The sequence below is a fragment of the Faecalicatena sp. genome (assembly GCF_058819085.1).
Map to the genome: position 1 here is coordinate 24743 of NZ_JBZUUL010000048.1, position 24193 is coordinate 48935.

The 24193-nt window shown below is 41.9% G+C and carries 23 protein-coding genes and 1 pseudogene; 7 read left to right on the plus strand and 17 right to left on the minus strand.

The window, feature by feature from the left end:
* Positions 1-35 precede the first annotated feature (35 nt).
* Positions 36-2438: a GH39 family glycosyl hydrolase gene (locus AC4OGX_RS20420; RefSeq protein ID WP_493332662.1), complete on the plus strand. Its 2403-nt coding sequence runs from the start codon at positions 36-38 to the stop codon at positions 2436-2438.
* 1 nt (position 2439) lies between these two features.
* Positions 2440-4806: a GH39 family glycosyl hydrolase gene (locus AC4OGX_RS20425; RefSeq protein WP_493332663.1), complete on the plus strand. Its 2367-nt coding sequence runs from the start codon at positions 2440-2442 to the stop codon at positions 4804-4806.
* 92 nt (positions 4807-4898) lie between these two features.
* Here AC4OGX_RS20425 and AC4OGX_RS20430 read toward each other — a convergent pair whose 3' ends face one another.
* The 5 genes from AC4OGX_RS20430 to AC4OGX_RS20450 all read right to left on the minus strand — a co-directional run bounded on the left by AC4OGX_RS20430 (position 4899) and on the right by AC4OGX_RS20450 (position 9599).
* Positions 4899-6482, minus strand: a complete 1584-nt coding sequence (locus AC4OGX_RS20430) for a hypothetical protein (protein WP_493332665.1) — start codon at positions 6480-6482, stop codon at positions 4899-4901.
* Positions 6466-7197, minus strand: coding sequence for an ABC transporter ATP-binding protein (locus AC4OGX_RS20435; protein WP_493332667.1), 732 nt, complete (start codon positions 7195-7197; stop codon positions 6466-6468). Before AC4OGX_RS20435 ends, AC4OGX_RS20430 begins: the two co-directional genes overlap by 17 nt.
* A 32-nt stretch (positions 7198-7229) precedes the next feature.
* Positions 7230-7427, minus strand: a complete 198-nt coding sequence (locus AC4OGX_RS20440) for a DUF1648 domain-containing protein (RefSeq protein WP_493332668.1) — start codon at positions 7425-7427, stop codon at positions 7230-7232.
* A 149-nt stretch (positions 7428-7576) separates the two neighbouring features.
* Positions 7577-8113: a helix-turn-helix domain-containing protein gene (locus AC4OGX_RS20445; protein ID WP_493332669.1), complete on the minus strand. Its 537-nt coding sequence runs from the start codon at positions 8111-8113 to the stop codon at positions 7577-7579.
* A 139-nt stretch (positions 8114-8252) separates the two neighbouring features.
* The gene (locus AC4OGX_RS20450; protein WP_493332670.1) at positions 8253-9599 is read right to left on the minus strand and encodes an MATE family efflux transporter; all 1347 of its coding nucleotides are present in this window, start codon (positions 9597-9599) and stop codon (positions 8253-8255) included.
* A gap of 116 nt (positions 9600-9715) precedes the next feature.
* Between AC4OGX_RS20450 and AC4OGX_RS20455 the strand changes: the two genes are divergently transcribed.
* Positions 9716-10276, plus strand: coding sequence for a TetR/AcrR family transcriptional regulator (locus tag AC4OGX_RS20455; protein WP_493332672.1), 561 nt, complete (start codon positions 9716-9718; stop codon positions 10274-10276).
* 153 nt (positions 10277-10429) lie between these two features.
* Here the strand turns inward: AC4OGX_RS20455 and AC4OGX_RS20460 are convergent, their stop codons facing one another.
* From AC4OGX_RS20460 to AC4OGX_RS20500, 9 genes and pseudogenes are all read right to left on the minus strand, one after another.
* Positions 10430-11215: a site-specific integrase gene (locus tag AC4OGX_RS20460; RefSeq protein WP_493332673.1), complete on the minus strand. Its 786-nt coding sequence runs from the start codon at positions 11213-11215 to the stop codon at positions 10430-10432.
* Positions 11216-11237: 22 nt separating this feature from the next.
* Positions 11238-12458 (minus strand): ATP-binding protein, encoded by a 1221-nt coding sequence (locus tag AC4OGX_RS20465; protein ID WP_493332674.1) that lies wholly within the window; start codon positions 12456-12458, stop codon positions 11238-11240.
* Between the two features lie 510 nt (positions 12459-12968).
* Positions 12969-13379: a hypothetical protein gene (locus tag AC4OGX_RS20470; RefSeq protein ID WP_493332675.1), complete on the minus strand. Its 411-nt coding sequence runs from the start codon at positions 13377-13379 to the stop codon at positions 12969-12971.
* On the minus strand, positions 13376-13870 hold the full coding sequence (locus AC4OGX_RS20475; RefSeq protein ID WP_493332676.1) for a ParM/StbA family protein: 495 nt from the start codon (positions 13868-13870) through the stop codon (positions 13376-13378). The genes AC4OGX_RS20470 and AC4OGX_RS20475 overlap by 4 nt, the downstream gene beginning before the upstream one ends.
* A gap of 139 nt (positions 13871-14009) precedes the next feature.
* Entirely contained in the window at positions 14010-15728 is a 1719-nt protein-coding gene (locus AC4OGX_RS20480; RefSeq protein WP_493332677.1) for a hypothetical protein, read from the minus strand.
* A gap of 68 nt (positions 15729-15796) precedes the next feature.
* Complete coding sequence (locus AC4OGX_RS20485) at positions 15797-17293, minus strand: YecA family protein (RefSeq protein ID WP_493332678.1); 1497 nt, start codon at positions 17291-17293, stop codon at positions 15797-15799.
* A 163-nt stretch (positions 17294-17456) separates the two neighbouring features.
* Positions 17457-17720: pseudogene (locus tag AC4OGX_RS20490) on the minus strand (flavodoxin); the annotation flags it as partial.
* 39 nt (positions 17721-17759) lie between these two features.
* Positions 17760-18335 carry a DapH/DapD/GlmU-related protein gene (locus AC4OGX_RS20495; RefSeq protein ID WP_493332679.1) on the minus strand — a complete coding sequence of 192 codons (576 nt, stop codon included), beginning with the start codon at positions 18333-18335 and terminating at the stop codon, positions 17760-17762.
* 24 nt (positions 18336-18359) lie between these two features.
* Complete coding sequence (locus AC4OGX_RS20500) at positions 18360-18605, minus strand: MerR family transcriptional regulator (protein ID WP_493332680.1); 246 nt, start codon at positions 18603-18605, stop codon at positions 18360-18362.
* Positions 18606-18824: 219 nt separating this feature from the next.
* Here AC4OGX_RS20500 and AC4OGX_RS20505 point away from each other — a divergent pair, with 219 nt between their 5' ends.
* Both AC4OGX_RS20505 and AC4OGX_RS20510 read left to right on the plus strand, forming a co-directional pair.
* Positions 18825-19037 carry a hypothetical protein gene (locus AC4OGX_RS20505; RefSeq protein ID WP_493332681.1) on the plus strand — a complete coding sequence of 71 codons (213 nt, stop codon included), beginning with the start codon at positions 18825-18827 and terminating at the stop codon, positions 19035-19037.
* Positions 19034-19363 carry a type II toxin-antitoxin system RelE family toxin gene (locus AC4OGX_RS20510; protein WP_493332682.1) on the plus strand — a complete coding sequence of 110 codons (330 nt, stop codon included), beginning with the start codon at positions 19034-19036 and terminating at the stop codon, positions 19361-19363. The genes AC4OGX_RS20505 and AC4OGX_RS20510 overlap by 4 nt, the downstream gene beginning before the upstream one ends.
* Positions 19364-19486: 123 nt before the next feature.
* On the opposite strand, the gene AC4OGX_RS20515 is transcribed toward AC4OGX_RS20510, so the two are convergent.
* Together AC4OGX_RS20515 and AC4OGX_RS20520 are read right to left on the minus strand one after the other, a co-directional pair.
* Entirely contained in the window at positions 19487-20944 is a 1458-nt protein-coding gene (locus AC4OGX_RS20515) for a S41 family peptidase (protein ID WP_493332684.1), read from the minus strand.
* A 111-nt stretch (positions 20945-21055) separates the two neighbouring features.
* Positions 21056-21208, minus strand: coding sequence for a flavodoxin (locus AC4OGX_RS20520; protein WP_493332738.1), 153 nt, complete (start codon positions 21206-21208; stop codon positions 21056-21058).
* A gap of 250 nt (positions 21209-21458) precedes the next feature.
* Between AC4OGX_RS20520 and AC4OGX_RS20525 the strand changes: the two genes are divergently transcribed.
* The gene (locus AC4OGX_RS20525) at positions 21459-22358 is read left to right on the plus strand and encodes a LysR family transcriptional regulator (protein WP_493332685.1); all 900 of its coding nucleotides are present in this window, start codon (positions 21459-21461) and stop codon (positions 22356-22358) included.
* Between the two features lie 22 nt (positions 22359-22380).
* On the opposite strand, the gene AC4OGX_RS20530 is transcribed toward AC4OGX_RS20525, so the two are convergent.
* Positions 22381-23220, minus strand: a complete 840-nt coding sequence (locus AC4OGX_RS20530) for an aldo/keto reductase (protein WP_493332687.1) — start codon at positions 23218-23220, stop codon at positions 22381-22383.
* Positions 23221-23370: 150 nt separating this feature from the next.
* Between AC4OGX_RS20530 and AC4OGX_RS20535 the strand changes: the two genes are divergently transcribed.
* The gene (locus AC4OGX_RS20535; protein ID WP_493332688.1) at positions 23371-24183 is read left to right on the plus strand and encodes a LysR family transcriptional regulator; all 813 of its coding nucleotides are present in this window, start codon (positions 23371-23373) and stop codon (positions 24181-24183) included.
* Positions 24184-24193 lie beyond the last annotated feature (10 nt).

A 24193-nucleotide genomic window follows, 5' to 3' on the forward strand; every position in this document is an offset into this window, starting at 1 on the left:
AATGCCACATATTTTTCAAATACCGGAGGTGCCTCATGCGCTTTATCAAAGAATTAAATGCGTTGCTTCGTTCATGTACCGTACATTATCTCACAGAAAAGGATGATTTTTATTCTCCCGACTTTGAATTAGTCGGTATTCTGGAGGGGCATGCTGCCTTCCTTTCCGATGCTGTTCTTTATAAGGAAGGGGCTGTTTTACTGCTGCCGCCTTTCACAAAGACTGTGATCGAGCCAGAAGGAAGCTGCATCCTTGTGAATCTTGCCCTTGCCCCTGAACTTCTTTATGATGTCCTGGACAGGGATGAGCTCTTTTTGAAACCTGCAGTTTTCCGGCATGCCGCAGGGCTTTTTTCCCACATAGCAGAATATGCGCTTTTTTCCTGCCAGGAGCCCTCTCCAGATCCATACCAGGAGTCCTCGCTTTTGCTGCCCCTGCTTGGAGAGCTTGCAAAGCTGTATCCTTTGGCAGAGCAGCTTCCTCCTTCGCCTGAGATCATGACTCAGAAGCAGATACAGTTTTTGTCAGAGATCCTGGGCTATGTACAGGAGAATTATAGAGACGAGCTTTCCCTCAGCGAAGCCGCTGCCCATTTCCAGGTGACTCCGCAGTATTTTGCCAATTTTTTCAAAAAATTTATGAATCAGACCTTTCATCAGTATGTCCAGAACGTCCGCTGCCAGAAAGGCTCTGTCTATCTTGCTTTTACCAGCCTTACACCTGAGGAGGTCTACGGCAGGGTTGGACTTAACCAGGCCGGCCCCCTGCTTCAATACGCTGCCTCCATCCGGCTTACTCACAAAACGGCCATAAGCCGGAGTGCGCTTTCTTCTCTCCTGCCGCCGGATAGTGCCAAGACATATCTTTCCCGTTTCGCAGGATATGCTTCCAAAAAGAAGTCATCAGAGGCACTTCCCTGCGTTGTCGAGGCTGATGTGTCTATGGATACTACTTTTACTGCCTCCTGGAGGCGTCTGATCAATCTGGGATATGCCTCAGATTTTAGCAGCATCCAGATCTTCAATCAACTCATCCGTACCCAGGAGGAGATCGGTTTTTCCTATGGCCGGATCTGCCGGCTGTTCGACCTGGTCACAGAGTATACCGTTGGCACCAGAACACTCTACGATTATAACCGCATCTTCCGTCTGCTGGATGTCATGATCGAGCATGATATACTGCCCTTTCTGGAACTTAGCAATAAGCTGTTCCGCATCCAGCTGAATCTATTAGAAACAGTCCCGGTCAACTTGAACAAGGACTCTGCCGCTTATTACGACCGGCTTATGGAACTTCTTCCTGACTTTCTGCGCTCCTGCATCAACCGTTATGGGCAGGACTGCGTGGATCAGTGGCGGTTTGAGATCAGTTATACAAATTATGACTTTGTGGAATCTGCAGAGAATTTCCCTCTGATGAAATATGTGCGCTATTTCCGGCGGATCAAGGAGATCATCCGGGCTTACAGTCCCCGCTGCCAGGTCGGCGGTCCTGGTTTTAATTATTGGAAAAGCCCTCAGAGACTGGCAGAGATCTTTTCTCTTTTTTCTGCAAACCAGACCATGCCTGATTTTGTAAGCGCTTATATCTATCCACTGACCAGTGACGATGCACAGGCCTCCCTCTCTACAAATGAAAACCTTTCTATCGAAAGGCTTCGCGCACTGCGTGATGTTGCCAGGGGGCAGTTTCCTGATATGGAGATTTGGATCACCGAGTTTAATTCCAATCTTTCTTCCAGAAATTTACTCAATGATTCTGCCTACCAGGCCGCCTTTCTTGCCAAGACACTGGCAGCCGCTGCAGAGCTCGGCATCCAGGCCATGGGATACTACCTGTTGTCGGATGTCCCCTTACGGTATGTGGACTCTCTGGACCTGCTGTTCGGGGGATGGGGGCTTTTTACAGACCAGGATATTCCAAAGCCCTCCTACCATACCTATCGGCTGCTCGCCCGGCTGGGCAGTTATCTTTTGAAAAATGAGGCGCCTTACATACTGACCTGCCATTCCAACTATAGCTTTCAATGCCTCTTTTATCATTATGAGCATATTACTCCTGATTTCTGTCAGAAAAATGTTAGCATCAGGGACTTTAAAAGGCCAGAGGACATCTTCTTACGCTCCGAACCCAAGACCTGGGAAGTGCGGTTAAATGATGTCCGGCCGGGGACCTATCTGGTCAAAGAATATGTCATTTCAGGTGAGGAAAGCAATCTTTTGGCCCAATGGAGGAAAATCGGCTGTCTGAACCTTTCCAAGCCTAATGATATCCAGGCATTAAAGCTTGACTCCCAGCTCATACCGAAACTGAGAACGATCGAAGTCCGGCCCGGACAGCCGCTGACCATACAGGCGGTATCCGGCAGACAGGAGGTCCGCCTTCTTAAGATCGACCTGATCACTTCTGTCCACACCCTAAACAAGGAGGCTGATTAATATGGATATATCCAATACACTGCCCATCACTTTTTTAAACTATACGAATGTAACAAAGCCGGCAGAAATCTGTCACGATTCCTATGATGTGATCTATCTTTTGTCTGGCAGGCTTACGATCTCCAGGGCCGATGAGCTTTTTGATTACTCACTGGGAGATCTCAGTATCATCGGGCCGGAGACACCATACTGTCTGGATTCTGACATAGGGGGCACGATCCTGCACATGGGAATTAAATCCTATTTTGTAGAGCAGCACCTGGGAAGCTTCCAGACCCTGATCTGCGATTCTGTTCTCGAGCCCAATAATAATTATACGGTGATCAAGCAGATCATCACGGCAATTGCCGCAAAGTATCTGGAAGATGCCTCCGCCCATGATCTCGCCATCTATGGGCTTTTGTTCCAGCTTTTGGATCAGCTGAAAAAGGGAAACTGTCTCGCTGCCTCTCTGGATCATGAGATCCCGGAAAAATACCAGCAGCGTGTCAGTACTATCATTGAGTATATCGACGGGCATTATCAGGAACCACTGACCCTGTCATCGCTGTCAGAAGCCCTATTTTTGACCCCGCAGTACCTCTCCAAGTTTTTTAAGAAATATCTTCATAAGAACTTTAAAGAATATCTGCTGGAAAAAAGGCTGTTCCATGCATACCGCGATATCTGCTATACGGATGATTCCATCACAGATATCGCGATCCGCCATGGTTTTTCCGATATCACCGCATTCAGCAAGGCATTCCGAAGCCAATATAAGGACACCCCCAGTAAATACCGGAAGTCCAAACAGAATGAGCTTTTACAGGAAGAGTACCTGAGCCTGGAGCTCACAGAAAAAACGGACCACCCCTTTGGTGCCGATATGCTTTACCGGCAGCAGCATGCGATCGACGTACAGGATTCTGTCCCTTTTGCCAGGAAATTCACCAAGCTTATGAATATTGGTTCCGCAAAAAACCTTCTCATGGAAGATTTCAGAAGACAGCTTACAGAAGCCAGACAGCCGCTAAAGCTTGAATATCTCCGTATTCAGGGGCTGATCAGCAGTGCGTTTATTCCCAGGGTGCTCCCTGATTTTGAATATTACTTTCTGGATGTGGAAAATGCGCTGGACTTTTTATATCGATACGGTTTTTTCCCAATGATCGAGCTTTCCAGGCTTCCTTATAACTACAATGTATCTTCAGCTACGATTACCGAGGCCTCCTCCATACCGAGGAACAACCGCTTTTTTGATCTGTTTGAGGCGTTTCTCCTCTACTGCCGGTCATCCTATCCTGACGCTTGGACCTCCAAATGGATATTTGAATTGTGGAAGACCCCCAAAGAATCTTCTGCCCAGTATGCAGCAGATTTCAAACGGATCCAGCTTCTGATCGAAAAGCATTTGCCCGGTGCTAAGCTGGGAGGCCCCGGACTCGATTCCTGCCAGAGGCCGGAAGAGCTTCGTCTTATTTTAAAGGATCTGCAGGAAAAGGGAATACGGCCCGATTTTCTCTCTGCTTACTTTAATCTTCTGACGAAGCTGGAGGATTCGCAGTATATTATCAGCACAGACAAGGATATTTTTTCCAAACGGGCCAAAACAGTGCATGATCTGGCCGCAGAATATTTTCCGGGAATCCCCTTTCGTATCACGGAATGGAACTCGGTCTTTATTCCTAATATCCCCATCCAGTATTCCTGCTTTCAGGCTGCTTTCATCTGCAAGACAGCTCTGGAGGCTGCACCTTACTGTGATATGCTTGGTTACTGGATCTTTAGTGACTCCACCTCACTCCAGGATCCAACAAAGGCAGAACCTCTGTATTTCTGGGGACAGGGCCTGTTCAATAAGGACCATGCGGCCATGCCCTCTTATTATGCTTTTCAGATGCTGAACTACCTTGGGACCAGACTGATCCAGAAGGGACCTGATTATTGTGTCACGCAGAGCGGAGCGGACCACTACCAGATCATGACGTTCAACTATTCACATTTTCTGGCATCAACCGTGCTTAAGTCTGAAAAGGAAATCTCTTTTGCGGACACTTATAAACTGTTTGAAAATACTCCGCCTATCCAGATGTGTTTTGACCTGCTAAACTTGACCCCCGGCACCTACCGGATCAGCCGCTTTTTGCTGGACCGCGCCAACGGAAGTATCCTGGATCTCTGGATCGGAGGATTCGCAGTCAGCAATATCGATGAGATCGAATATCTGATGGATATCAAGCTTCCGGTCCGGGAACAGTTAAACTACCTGCAGCGTGCCTGCCTGCCGGAGGAAAGGACGATTTTCCTGAAAGTAGAAGAGACCCTCAGCCTGGACAGTCCGCTGAAAGCACATAATGTGTGTGTCTGGGATATTATTCGGCAGATCTGACAAAACGGGCCCACTGTTTTCCCCCAAGTAATATTACGAGCTTGGAGAGGAACAGTGGGCCTGTTATTTTACAACATGATTCCTTTATTTTGTTACACTGCATAAATCTTTGTCCTGCAGATTCTTTGATACACCAGTACTGTTGCAGCCAGGATCATAACCGTCGTACACAGAATGATGATGACACAATATTTCGAAAAAAAGATACTAAGATACAGCGGGAGCATGCTGCCGGCCATGCCCGTTCCAATTGTGGCCAGGACAGAGACCGCGCCTCCTTTTACCGCATAATATTCACTCGTCCAGTCGTATTTCGGGAACTTGATGTTCAGAAAAATGCCAAGGACCGAGATAAAAAAGGCATAGACGGCGGGTGTGACAAACGTAAGTATCATCTGTACCGCCGAAAGCCGGAATGCAATGCTCAACAAGAAAGTGCTTATCGTTAGGACCGGCAGTATCACCGTCAGATTGACCGCGATCTTGGCATCATAAATGGTTCCTGCATCTGCCGGAACAGAACACATGATCCAGCGGTTCTTCCCTTCCAGTGAAAGGGAGGGGGCCGTTGTGGAAGTCATACTCACAAAGACCGCAAGTGCCAGCGGCAGGACATTTCTTATTATATCCATCATACCGGATCTCTCTAATTGTACTTTTAGAGTGTCCGTGAATAAGAAAACAGCCATGATCGAGACAACCAGGAGCAGGATGATCCCTATACATGAGTTTAAGGCGTAGATCGTACATGAGGCCAGACGGCTTAACTCCTTCTTATATAACGCCATAAAAGGCGATGTCTGTTTGAACCTCCCCATGACGTAATTTTTATCTGCACGGTGGGAAAACACGGCCGTATTCAAACGCTGATAGAAATGTGCGGACACGATGACAAATGCACCTCCCACTGCCAGTGAACTGCCGGTAAAGATAAAAAAGCTGCCCCAGTCATGATGTAGAAGCGCCTTGGAAACCAGCTTTGCAGGAGGATAAAACTGATTGACCGCATCCGTCACAACTGCGCCTATGTCCGTGATCTGAGCAGTGTCCATGGTCTGCGTTTTTGCAGAGGCAAAGACAATCAGCAGCACACCGGTGATACTTAACAATAAGGAAAAGAGATTCTTATGCTTTGCCCGTGATGATACTGCAACGATCAAAACCCCCAGGGTCAATGAGATCATCATCGGGATCAGAGGTGAGAAAAGAAGGGTGCCAAGCAGAAACAAATATCCGCTAAAGTCCGGGTGCATGTACATACTGTATACGATGCCGGATGGCAGCATCGCAATAAAACCGATCAGTAAATTGATGAAATAAAGCATCGTGATCCGGCTCATAACGATCGCCAGACTGTTCACCGGCATTGACATCACCATATCATAATCTTTCAGGCCGATGAGTACACCTGTACTTTTTACAAATGTCAGCATCAATGCCGCCAGAGAACAGATCACAAGCATCATGGAGGGAAGTGCTTCTGCCAGTCCGGCCTCTGCCATGCTGTGACTTAATTTTGCCGTGTAGCCAATGAGAATAGAAACGGCTATAAAGCCTAAAACTCCGACGATTACAAAACGCTGTTTTTCCTTTGCATCATGGGTATGGAGCAGACGGTTTATCCCCAAAAGATGATAAAACTGCATCCGCAGAAGATAGCTATATTTTTTGATCATTTTCAACAACCTCCATAAATACATCTTCAAGACTGTGGCTGCCTTTGATCTCTTCCATGGTTCCGCTTTCTGCCAGCCTGCCGCCGTTGATGATGGAAACCTTATCGCATAACTTCTCTGCCACTTCCAGAACATGTGTCGAAAAAAAGATACCCGCTCCCGTATCGCACAATTCCCGCATCATCTTTTTTAAATAGAATGACGCTTCCGGATCAAGACCAACAAACGGCTCATCTAATACCAACAGTTTTGGAGTGTGTACGAATGCCCCTGTCAGGGCAAGCTTTTGTTTCATGCCGTGAGAATAAGAACCGACCAGATCTCCTAAGCTGTTCGTGATCTTAAAGATATCCGCATACTTTTGTATTCTTGCAGCCCGTTCTTTTGCCGGAACCGAGAACATATCGCACATATAGTTTAAATACTGGATCCCCGTAACAAAATCATACAGGTCCGGGTTGTCGGGGATATATGCGGTCATCGACTTACACTTTACCGGCTCCTTTTTCACGGAATGACCATCAATGAGGATCTCTCCCTCGTCAAAATCCATGATCCCGACCACGGCACGGATCGTGGTCGTCTTGCCTGCACCGTTATGTCCGATAAATGCATGGATCTCTCCTTCCTTAACAGTCAGGTTCAGGTTATCAACCGCCTTCTTTTGATCGGAATACACTTTAGAATAATTTCTGATCTCCAATACGCTGCTCATCTGATACGGACCTCCTTTTCCCTTTTCGCCACTTAATTTTTGTACTTTTTCACAGTTGCCCAGTAGATGAATGCCGGCACAGGTGTAAACAACAGAATACAGAATTTGTTTACTTCCGGGCCCGAACCTGACACCCCAAAGTGCAGTGGAATTTCCCCGGGCAGCACGAATGTCAGCGCGATTAAGAAAACAAAGGATACGACTGTGATGATGATACTTTTTTTCTTCATAATGATTACCTCCATAGTGATATTATTATCATTAAGATAATAATATCACTATGATAATAATAAGTCAAATAAAATCTCCCACTTTTTTCAAATGAGAGATTATTGGGGGAATAAAAGACTATATTTCAAATGAAATCTTTTCTTTCAAACTATTTTTTTGTTGGAGGCGAAACGATCAAACCAATGGAGTGCAGCTTCCTGCCTGCTGAAGGTTCGTTGTTCATGTATGGTTTTATGTCCTCATGTATATCTGTCATAAGACTTTCCAGCTCCTCATCTGTCAGATATAAAGGGGCCAGGGAATAGCCAGATTTATCCTTCTTAATATCAATACCGTCACGGTCACAGTACTCCTGGAACTGCTTCATAAAGCCCATAACGAACTGGGTAAAAGCCTGCATATATAATTGACCGGAATTATGATCCAGCATCTCTATCCCATCTGCGTTTAAGTCAATGGCAACACTGTAAGTCCGCTCAACAGCCCCCCGGATCTGTGTCTGGTCTACGATTTTCAAGATCCCGTCTTCTGTCATCTTCTTAAGATAACGATACAGCGTTGCCTGAGGGATATCATTGAACTTCTCGGCCAGGTGCTTTGCCGTCGTCTGCCGGCACGCCTCGATCTCGAATAAAAGCTTACACTTTACAGGATTTGTTATGACTTCCATTAATTTCTTACTCACTTTTGTTTCCTCCTGCCTATTAGATAGGATAATATTATCACTTTGAAAACAAAAGTTCAACTTATTTACCTCCTCTCCGTAAAGGCTGCCAAGCTGCTCCTGAATATTTTCGTAATCATGCAGCGGTAAACCATATGCTTTAACTATTGACGCATATTTCTAAAGACTGGTTCCAACGGATACTGCACAGAATTCCAACTGTAAGTGAAAAAATCAGCGTTACAAATGATGTAAATGCAATTCCATAAGCCCCGAAAAAATGTTCCAGCAAATACAAAACCGGAATATAGACGAGGCCCTTATCAAGAACCGATACAAACGTTGCATAAGCCGCTTTCCCCGTGGACTGCAGGAATGTCTGGCATAGCTGATAGAGACCATAGATCGGACCGGCAAGGAGTGATGCTATCACCATAACCTGCCCATATTTTATTACTTCTTCATTATCAATAAAAGCTGCGATGATACTATTTCTAAATACCAGACATATGACTGTCAAAGCGCTTCCAACTGCAACCGTAAAAATGGCTGTATTTCGGATAATCTGAACCATCCTCGCCCGGTTTCCTTTACTGTAATTGTAAGAAATCGCCGGCTGGAATCCCATACAGATTCCCATAGACAGCATGGTGAGCAGCATGCCGATCTTTCCTGAGACCCCTGTTGCCGCGAGCGCTGTATTTCCGTACCCTGTCATCAGCCGATTGGCAAGCATACCAGAAAAACTCATCAGCAATGTACTGCAGGCCATAGGAAGTCCCAGTGTCAAAACAGGAGTCAAAATTTCTGATTTCAGGCAGATATCCCCGGGATTCAATGAAAATGCCGGCTGCTTTCTGGTAATGTAGTAAAACAGATACAGACAACTTACAGTATTTCCAATCACTGTGGCAGCTGCTGCTCCGGTTACTCCCCATTGAAACCCCATAATAAACAGCGCGTCCAATCCAATATTCACAAATGTCCCGAGAAGATTGGAGATCATCGACTGGGCTGCTGCTCCATCTGCACGGATAATATTGGCAAAAACGTTATTGAACAAGATCAGAGGGGCACCAAGTGCGATCACCCTGAGATATTTCACTGTATAATCTATGGTATCTGCATCTGCTCCTAGCATTGTGCAGATAATCGGTGTAAAAAAGTACACAAATACCAAAAAAATGATCCCGATCAAAAGTGCTCCATAACAGCATACACTGGTAACCGCCTTGATACGCCCCCGTTCATTCTTTCCAAGCGCCAGCGAAATTGCGGTACAGCCGCCACTGCCAAATAAAGTTCCCAATCCGGACAGGACAGAGAAGAGCGGGCCGCAGAGCGAAATCGCCGCAATCTTATTCGGGTCCCCTGTCTGGCCGATAAAAAAGGTGTCTGCCATATTATAAATGATCATAACAAGCATAATAATAATCGTCGGTATGCTCAATTTTAAGATCAAACTCCCATAAGAACCCTTTTCCAACATTTCCTGATTTTGCTGCATCGTATCTCCTCCTATTAATACACCACTTGTAGATTTAATATATTTCTAGTATAATCATCTTGAAACCGCACCACAAGAGACAATATTGCTATATGTGTAGAAATAATGGAGGCAGTATGAACACAAAAGGGAATAAGCGATATATAGAAACCAGGAACAAGATTAAATGGGTGTTTTTAAATCTGTTAGAAGAAAAAGAACCAGAAAAGATTACCGTCAGTGAGATCTGCGCCCATGCCCAGATCCACCGGACTACCTTTTACGGGCATTACGATGATATTCCGGCATTGATGAGGGAATTAATAGGTGAGATGTATAAGCAGATTATGGAATTTTTTCTGCCAGAGAATGGCAGCAGAGTAGAAAACGGTTTTATAAAGCTTTTTGAGTTTATAAAAGAGCACGCAGCTTTCTTCCAATACTATTTTCACAACAGCCGCTTTTCAGAACAAAGAGAAGTTCTCCTTCCCAATGCACTACAGAATAAGCTGCACCTGCTGCTTAAACGGCTTCATTATGCATCGGAAGAAGAGCTTCTCTATCATCAGACCTTTTTTTGCGCAGGTCTGATTGCTGTGATCGAACGCTGGCTTACGAATGGCTGTATTGAAAGCCCGGAAGAAATGAACCGGATGATAGAAAACGAATATTCTTCGGACAAAACACTTTTATTCTGACTGACAGCCGTGCTGACCTCCATATCGTATGGGCGCCCCTGGATCGATCAGCAGTTCTTTGTTGTCACCTGTATGCTTTTGCAAAGGCGTCACGGCTAAAATATCCGGAGCACGCCTTTTCGCAATATCATATGAATTTTTCCGCCCATGCCTTCAATTCTTTTTCTCCTGTACCTGCAGATAATGCAAAAATGACGAAATAACCCGCAGCTTGTTATTATAACTTTCGGCAGAGATATGCTGCATAGACAATCTTTTTAAATATTCCCCTACAGAATTATGCTCAATATCTGCTATGTTCTTTTCACATTCTTCCAAAAATCTCAAAAACTCTTTGATATAAGTATGATGAATACGGATGGTTCCTAAATTTAAGGAAGTAACCATCAAAAGATATTTCAAGTATCTTTGCAGGCTCTGACGATTATCGCTGGAATGAATATCTAAAAAAGAAAAACTTTCAATGGCATTGCTTCGGCTATATCTCTCTGATGAAATATTCAGTTTTTCTATAAACCAAACATTAGCTCCCCAACTTATTTCCTCGGCTTTCAGAAATAATACCTTACGGCAAAAAAGGATGAATTTTTTTGACCGCAAACAAGGATTGGCATATTCCTCTTTAAGCATACAAAAGTATTCCTGCTCTTGATCCGCCTCCATTTTCATAATATCTCTCATTCCACTTTTTTCAGCATAACAAAACAGACACTTGAGTGGAAGCACATACCCGTTTCGTCTCTCTTCTCGGTTTTTTATTAATTTTACAATCTCATTCAGAAGTATTTCTATCTGCATTTTCACCTTTTCATCAAGAGTTTTTCTAAAATCCCAGTATAGGATTCTCCGTTCGGACTCTTTTTCAAAGGTTCTTGCAACAGTATCACTGAAATATTCCGGCAGATAGATTTCCTGATCAAGCGGAAGTTTTTTCTTCATATCTTTTTCTCTGAGTAAAATGCTATTTAACGACCCATTGTCCTGATTTGCGGCTACCAATACGCTCAATAATCCCTTTTTCTCTCAGTTCTTTTATAACTCGTCTTATCTGCCTATCAGAACGATTCAGTTTTTGAGAAAGCTGTGCCTGTGTGATATGAGAATTTTCTCTCATTGCTGATAATACTGTTTCCTCCAACGAAACATCTAAGAGGACATTTAATGGGTCATTTATTAGGACATTGTGATCTTTTAAAACATTCTTCTGTCCTAAAGGCGTAAATTTTACCATAATATCTTCTAAGTGAAGCGTATATTCCGGTATTGGAACACCATGTTTTTTACATGTCTCGCAAATTTTTTCTTTTCCTCGTCCCCATGTCTCTACATATCCTGCTCTAAAAAAACCATTGGCTATATTGGGGTTGTAAGGCTGTGAACGATGTCTTTCCATCAAAGTCTCTACTGTCCAGCCTACCGGAAAGACACAATCATTACTGATGTATACCGCATCCTCATGTATCCGAATCTGTATTGGAACTAACGCCGCATAATTTGAATGAATAATCGCATTATATACCGCTTCCCTAACTGCCGCTTTAGGAAGAGGATATGTCTCAATTCTGGTGACGTTATCATAGGATATGATGGCTCTCATATACTTCAGATAGATCAATTCTATGACCCTGTCCGCCTGTATAAATAAAGAGCCATGAATCTCATCCTGATAACGCAAATCAGAGCCTTCGCCAAAATATCCGATTTTAATATATGCACCCGTAACCCATTTTTCCGGATTGCGATGAAATAAGAGAATTGCTGCACGTTTCAGCTTCCTATTCTCAAGAAGACCTAGGCTGTCCAAAAGCTGTTCATTGCTCATGTTCAAATCTTTTTCCGTCATGCATCCGCTTCGCAGAGCCTCTCGCCGGAAAATGTCAAAACTCTCTTTATCCAGATCTTCAACTGTAACACCATCCACCGGAACCGCATCCCATTTATATCCCGTTTTTGATAGTAAAAACTCCGTCAAAACGGCTCCCCTGAGAAGTTGCTTTGTACTACCGCTGCGATAATGATATTCGCCTTTATAATTTACCGGATAACTACTCGGATTCACACATATTTCAATATAATCCTTCAGCTTTTTGCTGTCTGGCACGCCAATGACATTACCGTTGTCATCGGTTCCAATATATATCTTGCCGCCTTGAGCGTTTGCAAAACCGCAGATCCATTTCAAATATTCATCACGCCAGGATTCTTTCCATTCTGTGTTTTGATTTTCTGCTATTCATTTTCCTCCCAATATAAATATCGCTTGCCTTACCTTTTTTATTATCTATATGTCCGTAATTTATGTATTTAAATTCCATACTTTTCGTTAAAGTATATCATGTTTCCACCTCATTGGAATAGATAACTTGGCAAACTACTTACTATCTAAAGATAAAACAATTTGGAAAGTAATAACTCTCAGATTATGTCTTATCAAAAGAACTCTTCTCTTACTGTTCCATGTTTTCCACTCAAATAACCACATCTTTGACAAAAGCATTGGAATGGAAACCCATACCTTACTACCAGTCACCAGCTACAACCAGCTTAACCAATAATTCGTCACTCTCGCCCAAAGCAGACCTTGCTGATATATACCTTCCACTTGCCCCCTTTCACTCATTCTCCATCTGACCATCTTCCATTTTCAGGATAGCTTCCACCAGATATTGGTTCTTCTGCCCTTCGGAACACTTCACAAGATTTCCCATGCCCTCTGGTGTTCTGAGTTCTGCTGACTTAGGCAAAACGAAAAAGCGGGACAGCTCACAGCGTTCTCATCTGCCCCACAATCCGTTATACCCGGCAGCATTAGCATAGCATCTGTCAGGTAAATCGGGCGGCAAAAGCGGTCCTGTGCGGTCACACGGTGCTTTAAAATGGCGGCACCTCCGCCCATAAATACCGAGGGTACTGCCCGTAGGTCAAAGCCTGCTTCCGTAATGGCAGACAGAATTTTCTCAATATACCGCCTGCCCTGATGCGTAATGATGGACACAACTTCCTGCGGCATACTGCAGGACTTTCCGTTTAAGACACGTTCGATCGGGGCATCTGTCACAGACAGTCCGGTGTTTCTTCGCACCTGCTCCATAATCTCATTCATACACCGATGTCGATCAACAAAACTGATGGTTCATCTTTTAGATATTCCGGGTACAAAGCCAGCGCCGAATACCCTTGGGGGAACAGCTTCACATCCTCAATGTGGATCTCATACCGTTCCTTTTCATACTGGAAACAAAGCGGCTGCTCCTTCCGGAACAGATACTCCCTGAATGGCTGCTTTTCCCTGCCGAATCCCGCCAGTGGAAGTCCGGCTGCAAGAACAACCTTTGCAGTACGTTCGCCCCTCCTCTTTTGTATCTCCTGTGCGATCGCTGCCATTGTCAGCAGGTAATAATTTTCATTGGCGGTTTTATCTTTTACCAGTGTCTGGCGTCCGGTATCGCAGACATAATAACTGCCTTTATACTGCAAGACATTCTGCATGGTATATGGCTCATACTCATAGCGTGTGATTCCTGTCAGGAAACACACCTGCCTTGTTTTGATGGCTGAATAGCCATGATCAATTACGATAACTATCGCAATCACTCCCTTCTTTATTCGTAAGCGCTAAATAGCGAGTACGATGGACTAACTGCTGATTAATTTATAAATTGAATTTTAACAAACTAATTTTTTAATCTATTTCATTCACTAAAATAGTCGCTTTTCCCTTTGTTTAGCAATTTTATATTACTGTTATTTCTCCGATAGGTACTGGTTCTTTCAACCGCCTTCTTTCATAACTTACCTTACTTTGCATCTCCCGTATTTCCGAAAATACATCTGTTAAAATTAATTGATTATTTGATGAATTTTTTTCAAAAAGATACGCAAGCATAAAAATGGGAATAGCATGCCGATTTGTTGCATTATCATGATATTGTATTCTTTTATCTACAAAAAGATATAAAGTATCAACCTCTCCCTCTTTAGAAAAATCAATCTGATTATTAAATAACTTATTCAAATTATTAATATCACTTTCTAAATAAGCTTGATGCTTTTCCAATTGATTATCATATATTTTCTTTAAGGCATCTTCAATTCTTATGTAATTTTCACGGTTTTGATACACATTTTCCTTCCATTTACACTCTATAATTAGTAATTTTTTTCTCACTTGATCATATATTGCAACATCAATATCACTATTAAAGGGCTTACCCTTAAACATCACATTCGGTACCGAATAAATAAAATTTGTGGTGTAATGAACATTAAAATATTTACTACTATGGTTAATTATATAATCAATAATTGATTGTGAAACCGTCTCGTCCTTATTTTCGAAACGAATGCTTTTATAATAATGCCCATTTACTATTGAAAATTGAAAATCATTTAACACTATGGAACTCGGTATCCAGATAATCTTGTTTTTAAATTTTAATAATGGAAATTCAGTAAAATTTCCATTTGTAATATTAATGTCCAACGAAAAATAATCAATATAATTTATAATAGCCTCCCTTGAAAGTCCTACCCGTTTTCCTAACGCTAATATCTTCGAGAGGTCATACTGACATACAAATTCTAATTCACCAACCATCGTTGCAGAAACTAACATATATTTCTGCATACAAAGTCTACTCAAATAATAGAACAACGCCAAAAAAGTAACTAATTCATCTTTACTCTCGATAACCACTTTATTTGTATGGTCATTTTTGCTTCTAAGTGATGACGATGATATTTTATTTATATCCAATGCTACACGTTCTTTACACAGTTCAAAATATTTAAGATCAATACAATTTGCCATTCCTATTAAAATATTATAATAAATGTAAACTTTTCTAGGGTGTGTTATCAATGTTTTCACATTAATTTTATTATGTAAATATTTCTCACATTCAACAAATACTGACCTTTCTGCTTCTGAATTTAAAATATCATCCAAACCATAATAGTATAATAATTCTTTATTGTACTTTTCCGAAATAACAGGAAAATAAAGGCTATATTTATTATCCCCTTCTGAATTCAACATCACTTTTGAGGCACAATTACGAATCTCTCTAATCTGTTCTCCACGCTTAAAATTATCATGTAGCTGCAATACATACTTAATAAACGACTTCCTTTCCTCTTCACTAGGAATATCTGTTCTCTTTGAAAATATAATCCGCTTATTTGATGCCAATTCTTTATGAATATACCAATATATAGCTTCCCGAAGAGGATTAACCAATATGAGATACTCATTTGAATCTGCCAAACCATCTGCTACCGACTGATCCGATTTCATTTTAAAAGTCATTTCTAAAATAGTAAGTGGAAAAAGAATTTCTTTATAAAAATCTTGGTTGAGTAACTGTATACTTTCATAAAATATTTTGTTAACATCTTTTTCCATAGCATCTGCTATCTTGTTTCTTAGTTCATACTCTTTCTGCCTTTCCATACACTAATTTTTCTCCTAAAATAATTTCTTTTTTAAAGCTATAACACACTTATATAAACAACATTTTATTATCTAGATTTTCCGCAACATTTTTTATATTTCAATCCACTCCCACAAGGACATACATCATTAGGATAAACTTTCTTTTTCTTTTTTTCTAATCCCAATACCTTTTCTCTTACATTTTTATCTGTAATAAATGATGGCATAATACCTTTATTCGCTAAAATTTGAATTTCAATATGATGAATCAATTCATTAAAGACTCCCAAACATTTATACATCTGCCAAATATCATAACAAATTTCAACAAGAGACATATCTATTGACTTACTCCGGTCTTTTGAATCAAAAAATCGTATAGTTTGTCCATAACTATCGGCAATCTCTTCCGACTCATAACTAAAATGTCCGATACTATTTCTAATATCTGAATTTAAACATGTACATATAAGTGATTCAAAAGGTGCATTATTATCAATTAATTTAATAATATTTCCCTTATTCCTCATACCAGGAACTTCTTCAAGTAAAGAAATATTTAAGCCTTGGATTTGTCTCATCTCATTATAATTAGTTCTCTCTATAATATTGTCTAGACCTATAGGTATAATTAGCAAGTTGCAAATCAATTCATATAAATCAACATAAAGTTGCTTAATATCCTCAAATGAGGCCGTCGTAATAGCATATTTTCCAGATAAGCAACTTGCTTTTTCTTTATAAAAATCAATACTAATTGCCGGAAATAACAACTCTATTTTTTCATATATATGATCGCAAATATTGTGTAGCTGTTTCTTGCATTCAAAGAGATAAACTAATCCTGATAAAAACTCGATTAGTTTATTAACTTCTTCCGAGTATTTTTTATATGTAGTAAAAAACTGATTTGTTACAATCTGGGTTTGATTATCATTTCCCAAACTCAAAAATTGAAACTGATTAATCATTGTTACAGCACGTAAAATGTCTGCATCATTATTAAGGGGAAAAAACTGTCCATTTCGATCAAATTTTTCTTTTATAATAGAAATAAGTGTTTCTTTATTATTTGCTGAGTATAACTCATTCACTGCCCGCACAAATGACCTTCTTGTATCTCGGTAATGTATAATACTAGAAAATGTTTTTCTATACTCTTCATAGTTCATGTCTTGTACTGCTTTAATAAAAGGGCTTATCGTTATAGTATCTTCAAAAGAATCGACATGATATGGCAAATTTGTTAAAAACTCTCCTGATGACACAACAACATAATTTGGTGTTTTATCTTCAGTGATAATAGACGCATTTTCAAAAACAATTTTTTCATCTTCTCTATATTCTCCCCTAATAGAAACACCGCAACTACATTTATATCTTATCGGATGTCTTTTTAAAAAACCCATTTGATATTTCAAATCACATATTTTTCCACAAATATTACATTTTATAAAATAATTAGATACCATAAATTTTCCTGCTCTCATTTCAAAATATTTACTACTATTATAACGTAAATTTAAAAGAGCTTCTACTTCTATTTCATTTACGATGTGTATGAATAAAATTAATTCACCCAAATTTATACAATCAAAAATGACCTGCTCTCGGAATTTTCTTCCAACGCTAGTCATTCACAATTACTCTATTTACTATATACACATATTTTCCTATCAACTGTGTCTTCTGTACCTATATTCCCATCTTTTCTCACTGTATGTACTCTATACACACCTAAATACAATACTGCATTTTAGGAAAGGCTGTGAAAATCACCTGGTACTGCTCCATGTTCTCCACTTTGTTTGCCACCGCCGGCCTGAAAGACTTGTCGTTCATTTCTACGCTGCTACGGCTCTTTTTATCCATCCAATTCAAATCCGCTTCTGTGTAAGGAACCTCCGGCTGAATCTCATGCAAATCTGCTCCGATTGCCTTTGCAAGTCGTTCTGCCAGTTTTGCAGTGACTCCGCTGGCACTAAAATATGCCACTAATACCTTACTCATAATCAATACCTCCTATCATTAACGTTATTCATTACCAAGTTATTTATTACCGTCTATTATTTTAATCACCCTCGCAGGCACACCGCCTGCAACCGTATTCCCGGCAACATCTCTGGTCACCACAGCTCCTGCCGCAACCACTGCACCATCACCGATTGTGACTCCTGCAAGGACAGTTGCATTAGCGCCTATCCAGACATTTCTTCCTATATGGATCGGCGCGGGCAGAATCTCTCCTCTGCGCTCAGGATCCAGATGGTGATTCAGTGTTGCAAGAACAACATTGTGTCCGATCTGGGTGCCGTCACCGATAGTAATTCCTCCCTGATCCTGAAACTTACAGCCTGAATTCAAAAATACATGTTTCCCAATTGTAAGGTTCTTCCCACAGTCTGTATAAAAGGGCGGAAACATACAGAATGTTCCATCTATTGGTTTTCCGGTGAGCTGTTCCATGAGTGCCCTGACTTCCTCCGGGGTATGATAGCTTCCATTTAATTCTGCCGTAATACGCAAAGCTTCCTGTGATAGTTTATGCATATACTCACGTGCTTCTGTGTCAACGGGTATCCATTTACCGCTATCCATATCTTCTATAAAATCTTTTAATTCCATTGCTTTATGTTCTCCATAACTTCCCTATTCAATTGTCTTATCCTGCATTTTATTTTTAATCTGGTAAACAAGGTAATCCAGACAGGAAATGTGTCTCTCTTCTTTATGCACCTCGCTTAAAAGCTGCTTTCGGTGTCTTTCCAGTAACAGCAGCTGTTCACGCACATTTCCCGTGTCATAATATTCCATAAAATCCTGAATCGCATCTGTGCTGCACCCCGCATCTTTTAGATTTTGAGCTACTGCTTCTCTCTTCTCAATACTTTTCATTCTGTTATCATCCCCCCTGCTTTTAAAACAGTTTCCGTTTTCAATTATAGTATAGTCCAGATCGGATATAATAGCCAATACTTATATTATATTCATTCTCATAGTTAAAACCTATTTGTTTTGTGCTAGAGTATTAGTACCTGACCCATTTCCCAGTTCAACCGTGGATTAGCCGGGAAAATCTTTGAAGACGTAAAACGCCATGGTGCCAAGGTTGTCATGAAGAACAACTCTCCGGAGTGTGTCCTTCTTTCCCCGAAAGAATATATCCACCTTCTGGATGAGGTAAATGATGCAAAGCTCTTAGCCACTGCCACACAACGCATGTCTGCTTTTAATCCCTCCACCGTTATCTCCCAGGAACCGGTGGACCGGGAATTTGGATTCAACCTCGCAGACTATGAAGAAACGGACGACATTGAATTTGAATGAGCTGGGATGTCAAATACCTTCCAGAAGCCCTTGAAGACCTCCGCAAACTGGATGGCAGCCAGAAAATCATGATTCGGAAAGTGATTCAGAAAGTCTGCCAGAATCCATTACCAGAAAACGAAGGCGGCTATGGAAAACTCCCGGGAAATAAAAACAACACTAATCTTTCCGGCTTTTTAAAAGTCAAGCTCCGCGGTGCGGGGCTGTGTATCGTCTACCAGCTCATCCGCCGTGATGACGATATGCTGATTGTTGTAATCGGCGCACGGGACGATGACGAAGTCTATGAGATTGCACAAAAACGCATCCTTAAACATGATTTGTAAAAAAGAAACGGCAGGTGCTTTGCCGTTTCTTTTTGCCTGTCAAACCCCATCCATTTATCACAACCAAAAGCATATCCTCCTTATATTTATGTGGAGGATTATAAGTGAGTATTCCAGGAGCTTTTACAGTAAGTTTTCATCTAATACCTTCAGGGCATCCGCCTCATCACACGAGATATCGGGGGCGATAACATTCTCTTCGGCCTCAGAATCGGCTCTAAGGAAATATTTTGTTGAAACCTTAAAGTACAATCCTGAAGACGGTGCCTGAAAAACTGCTATATCACCGCAGCCAACCGGGGCATTGCCCGGTGCCTCCCCGATGATAACACCGAGTTGATTATCCTTGATGTATTCGGCAAACAGCATTGCGGAACTGAACGTTTTCGAAGAGGTTAACAGGAATACCCTGCCATGAAAAAGCAGATCCTGATATTTACTATTTGTCTGCATCTCCGGCTCCGACTCCGGACAGAACGGACCATACCGCACTCTGGCTCCGATCCCTTTGTAACTGTCTATGTCCAGATAATGCAGAAACTCATTTGCAACCGAGGAGTTTCCGCCTCCATTATTTCTGAGGTCCACCGCTACATTCCGGATATCCGATGCTGCCACTTCTGCAAACATCTCCTTTAAACAATTTCTGTATTCCTCATTATAGTTACATTCATTCAATGTAAGAACAGCCAGGCTTTTTTCCGGATCGACCGTATACGAGACAAACGAAATGCCATCTTCGTCCCCAGATGTGTCCGCCTCATCTGCCTCCTTAAAAACAAAGTCATCCGGATAATATGTACATTCTGTCTCTTCCCCTGTGTCCGTCTGATATGTATAACGGATTCCATCCGGATCAAGACCCAGAAAGTTCAGCCCTTCCAACGTTCCCAGATGTGAGATCATACTGTCCTCCTCCCGGCTTTTCAGCTCAAAGGAATACAGATTCTCTTTCTGCTCAAGCAGTTCCTGAAGTGCTGTACCATTGACCGCTTTCAGTTCCATGCCCGAATCCAGCCGGGTGCTTAAATCCTCCAGCCTGTGCAGAGCCGCATACTGGGCCTCCGCCCTCGTATGCGCGTCCTTAAGCACAGATGTGATATTCTGCATTTTCTGATGGATTAGCGTCACTGTCACTGTATCCGCCTCTTTCAATTCATCCAAGGCTGTTTCATAAGCCTCCTGCACATCCGGCGGCACTCCTTTTAAGAACATGGGATGATTCTTCTTCAGATAATGCATCAGATAGTCGATATCCTTCTTCGCCTCCCTGTAACTCAGCTCCTGACTGCCGGACTTCGTATACCCGGCCTCTTTATATATAAGACTGTTCCAGTAAGGATTGCAATAAGCGCCCAGAATCGTCACTGCCGCAAATATGAGTGTATACCCGGTCACGAGAATTTTTGAAAACAGCTTCCCATTCCCTTTTTTAAAAAACAAAACAGCCGCTCCGGCCATAAGTCCTGCCGCGATTACCGTCACCAATTCCGGCATATTCAGATAATACATATTTACGAACTTAAGCCGGCTGCCGAGTACACAGATCATAAAACTCAGCAGCAGATATCTCTTTTTCATCCTCTTCCTCCTCGGAGCCATGTTATAATTTCATAAAGCTATATAGCGTATAATCTGAATGTTAAGCCCGCTCTTTTTATTACATTCTTTGGCAAGTGCATCTAACAAACTTTATATGAATTTTTCGGCCCATGCCTTCAATTCTTTTTCTCCTGTACCTGCATCCAAGCGCCTGACTTCCCGCAAATCGGCTCCTTTGCAGGAATCCGCCAGTTCTGCATTCGTACTTCCCATCGGGCTGCTGCCGGACGTTGCGAATGGTATGCCATGTTACAGGCTCTCCCTAAAGATATCTCTGATTTTCTCCTGTGTCAACACTTTGTATCCACCTTCCATAATAAAAGTCTCCATCAGCCTCCTCTTTTAATTTTAAAACTACTTTTCTTTTCATTATCAGTAAAGTCCGAAACAATTATAATAGCCCATACTTATACTATATTGATTTTCATAGTTGAAGCCTATTTATTTTCGTGTTAAAGTATTAGTAAAGTCAAAATGCAAAGGAGATTTCCAAATGGAATTAAGAGTGCTTCATTATTTTCTTGCAATAGCGAGAGAACAAAGTATTGTGCGGGCTGCTGAGTCTCTTCACCTGTCTCAGCCAACACTCTCAACACAGATAAAAAATATGGAAGAAGAACTGGGCAAACAGCTTCTTATAAGGGGAACAAAAGGATCACGTAAGGTAACCCTGACGGAAGAAGGGATGATCCTGCGGAAACGCGCAGAGGAGATTCTGGCTCTGGTAAGGAAGACGGAGACTGAGATCACTCTCTCCGACAATATTATTATGGGGGATGTCTATATTGGAACGGGAGAGACAGATGCCGTGCGCCTGATTGCCAAAGCTGCCAAAACCCTTCAAAAGTCACACCCCGGGATCCATTTCCATATTTCCAGTGGCAATGCCACTTTTGTCATGGAGCAGTTGGATAAGGGACTGATTGACTTTGGGATTGTATTCGGAAATGTAGATTTCACAAAATACAACGCCTTAAAAATGTCTGATGCAGATCTATGGGGCGTGTTAATGCGTAAGGACTCCCCTCTTGCAGTAAAAGAAGTGATCAATCCGGAAGATTTATGGGACAAACCATTGATTCTCTCTCAGCAGGAAAACAGAGGCGGAGATATTACCAGATGGTTAAAGCGTGATGCATCCGAGCTGAACATCGTTGCCACTTATAATCTTATGTTTAATGCCTCCCTGCTTGTTGAGGAAGGACTCGGATATGTGATCGGCTTAGATCATATTATCAATACCTCCGGTGACAGCAGCCTCTGTTTCCGGCCGCTTGCACCAAAGCTTGAAAATGAACTGAGTATTATCTGGAAGAAATATCAGGTGTTTTCTAAACCGTCACAAAAGTTTTTGGAGGTTTTGCGGCAGTATCTGGACACAGAATCACACTAATTCCTCAAATATACTGCATTCCTTATATCCTTGACATAAACCACTCCACTATTTCCGGATCATAATGTGAGAAGAACAGACTCTCTCCACCATCCAGCTGTTCGATTTTTGCCATTTCCTCTGCAGTCAGTTCAAAATCAAATACGTTAAAGTTTTCCTCCATCCTCTCTTTATGTGTAGATTTTGGGATGACAACCACGTCACTCTGCAGCAGGAAACGAAGTGCTGTCTGAGCAGCAGACTTTCCGTGTTTTTGACCAATCTCTTTCAGAACCGGATTATTAAAATAATCATTCTTTCCTTCTGCAAAAGGTCCCCAGCTTTCAATCTGGCAGTTATTTTTCTGCATATATTCTTTCGCCAGTTTCTGCTGCTGGAACACATGGGTTTCCACCTGATTGACCGCAGGCTTAATCTCCGCAAAATGATGCATATCGATAAAACGGTCCGGGTAAAAGTTGGATACGCCGATCGCCCGGACTTTTCCTTCCTTATATGCCTCTTCCATCGCCCGGTAAGTTCCGTAATAATCTCCAAAAGGCTGGTGGATCAGCAGAAGGTCTATATAAGTTGTCTTAAGCTTTTTCAGCGATTCTATGATAGAAGCCTTTGCCTTCTCGTATCCGGCATTGGATATCCACACCTTTGTAGTAAGGAAGAATTCTTCCCTTGGCAGGCCGGACTTTGCGATTGCATTTCCTACGCCTTCTTCATTTCCGTAAGCCTGCGCCGTATCAATACTGCGGTAGCCGGCTTCAATGGCCTCCTGTACACAACGCTCGGTTTCTTCCGGCGGTGTCTGGTAAACTCCAAAACCCAGCTTCGGCATTTTCACTCCATTGTTCAATGTTACATATTCCATAATTTTCTCTCCTTTTTCTATTTATTTTTTGCAATCCGGATTTTCTTTACAATTAAAGTTTACAGGAAAATGGAAAGAATGTACAATAAGAATATTGGAATCTATATTTCATAAAATGAATACTGAAACCAGAAACGGTAAGGAGAAAATATGTTAGATTTATCTGAATTAGAACAATTTGTTGCTTTTGCAGACTGCGGTACACTTTCAAAAGCCGCAGAACAATTGCATATCTCGCAGCCTACTATCACACGTACCATGCAGCATGTGGAAAACGCTTTCGGTGTTTCTTTATTTGACCGTGGCAAAAATAGAATCTCTTTAAATGAAACCGGACAAAAAGCCGTGGAGTTTTCCAGAACTCTTCTGCAGAATGCGGACAATGCTGTACGGCAGGTTCAGGTCTTTGAGAAAAGTCTGCATACCATTGTGGTGGAATCCTGTGCTCCCGCCCCATTATGGTCCCTGCTTCCGGAGCTGTCCACCAGGCATCCGGACATGACCATTTCCTCCAGCTTAGTGGAAGTAACGGAAATCATACGGCACGTCACAGACGGAACCTGCGATATCGGAATCCTTCCCCATAAGATAGAGCAGGCGGCGGTTGAATGCGTTCCTTTTTTAAAGGAATCCCTCTCGCTCTGCATTCTTCCTTCCCATGAGCTCGCCTCTAAGAAAAGCCTGACTTTTGCTGACATGAATGGCTTTAACTTTCTGCTCCGATCAGAAATCGGCTTCTGGGATACCCTGTGCCGTGAAAAAATGCCTTCCTCTAAATTTTTAGTGCAGACAGATGATTTTTCTTTCAAAGAGCTGATCCGCGAGTCATCGCTGCCCTGTTTTACTACGAATCTTGCAAAAGATATGACGGAGCTTCATGGCAGAATACCTATCCCAATCTGTGATACCGAGGCAAATGTAACTTATTATATGATTTATAATCCTTCTAAAAGGAAATATTAATCGGTTTGGC

What these genes read in the sequence shown, in the direction of transcription:
- AC4OGX_RS20420 (WP_493332662.1), top strand. Translation starts at nt 36, where the DNA reads ATGCGCTTTATCAAAGAATTAAATGCGTTGCTTCGTTCATGTACCGTA.
- AC4OGX_RS20425 (WP_493332663.1), top strand. Translation starts at nt 2,440, where the DNA reads ATGGATATATCCAATACACTGCCCATCACTTTTTTAAACTATACGAAT.
- AC4OGX_RS20430 (WP_493332665.1), bottom strand. Translation starts at nt 6,482, where the DNA reads ATGATCAAAAAATATAGCTATCTTCTGCGGATGCAGTTTTATCATCTT.
- AC4OGX_RS20435 (WP_493332667.1), bottom strand. Translation starts at nt 7,197, where the DNA reads ATGAGCAGCGTATTGGAGATCAGAAATTATTCTAAAGTGTATTCCGAT.
- AC4OGX_RS20440 (WP_493332668.1), bottom strand. Translation starts at nt 7,427, where the DNA reads ATGAAGAAAAAAAGTATCATCATCACAGTCGTATCCTTTGTTTTCTTA.
- AC4OGX_RS20450 (WP_493332670.1), bottom strand. Translation starts at nt 9,599, where the DNA reads ATGCAGCAAAATCAGGAAATGTTGGAAAAGGGTTCTTATGGGAGTTTG.
- AC4OGX_RS20455 (WP_493332672.1), top strand. Translation starts at nt 9,716, where the DNA reads ATGAACACAAAAGGGAATAAGCGATATATAGAAACCAGGAACAAGATT.
- AC4OGX_RS20460 (WP_493332673.1), bottom strand. Translation starts at nt 11,215, where the DNA reads ATGAAGAAAAAACTTCCGCTTGATCAGGAAATCTATCTGCCGGAATAT.
- AC4OGX_RS20470 (WP_493332675.1), bottom strand. Translation starts at nt 13,379, where the DNA reads ATGAATGAGATTATGGAGCAGGTGCGAAGAAACACCGGACTGTCTGTG.
- AC4OGX_RS20480 (WP_493332677.1), bottom strand. Translation starts at nt 15,728, where the DNA reads ATGGAAAGGCAGAAAGAGTATGAACTAAGAAACAAGATAGCAGATGCT.
- AC4OGX_RS20495 (WP_493332679.1), bottom strand. Translation starts at nt 18,335, where the DNA reads ATGGAATTAAAAGATTTTATAGAAGATATGGATAGCGGTAAATGGATA.
- AC4OGX_RS20500 (WP_493332680.1), bottom strand. Translation starts at nt 18,605, where the DNA reads ATGAAAAGTATTGAGAAGAGAGAAGCAGTAGCTCAAAATCTAAAAGAT.
- AC4OGX_RS20505 (WP_493332681.1), top strand. Translation starts at nt 18,825, where the DNA reads ATGAAGAACAACTCTCCGGAGTGTGTCCTTCTTTCCCCGAAAGAATAT.
- AC4OGX_RS20510 (WP_493332682.1), top strand. Translation starts at nt 19,034, where the DNA reads ATGAGCTGGGATGTCAAATACCTTCCAGAAGCCCTTGAAGACCTCCGC.
- AC4OGX_RS20515 (WP_493332684.1), bottom strand. Translation starts at nt 20,944, where the DNA reads ATGAAAAAGAGATATCTGCTGCTGAGTTTTATGATCTGTGTACTCGGC.
- AC4OGX_RS20525 (WP_493332685.1), top strand. Translation starts at nt 21,459, where the DNA reads ATGGAATTAAGAGTGCTTCATTATTTTCTTGCAATAGCGAGAGAACAA.
- AC4OGX_RS20530 (WP_493332687.1), bottom strand. Translation starts at nt 23,220, where the DNA reads ATGGAATATGTAACATTGAACAATGGAGTGAAAATGCCGAAGCTGGGT.
- AC4OGX_RS20535 (WP_493332688.1), top strand. Translation starts at nt 23,371, where the DNA reads ATGTTAGATTTATCTGAATTAGAACAATTTGTTGCTTTTGCAGACTGC.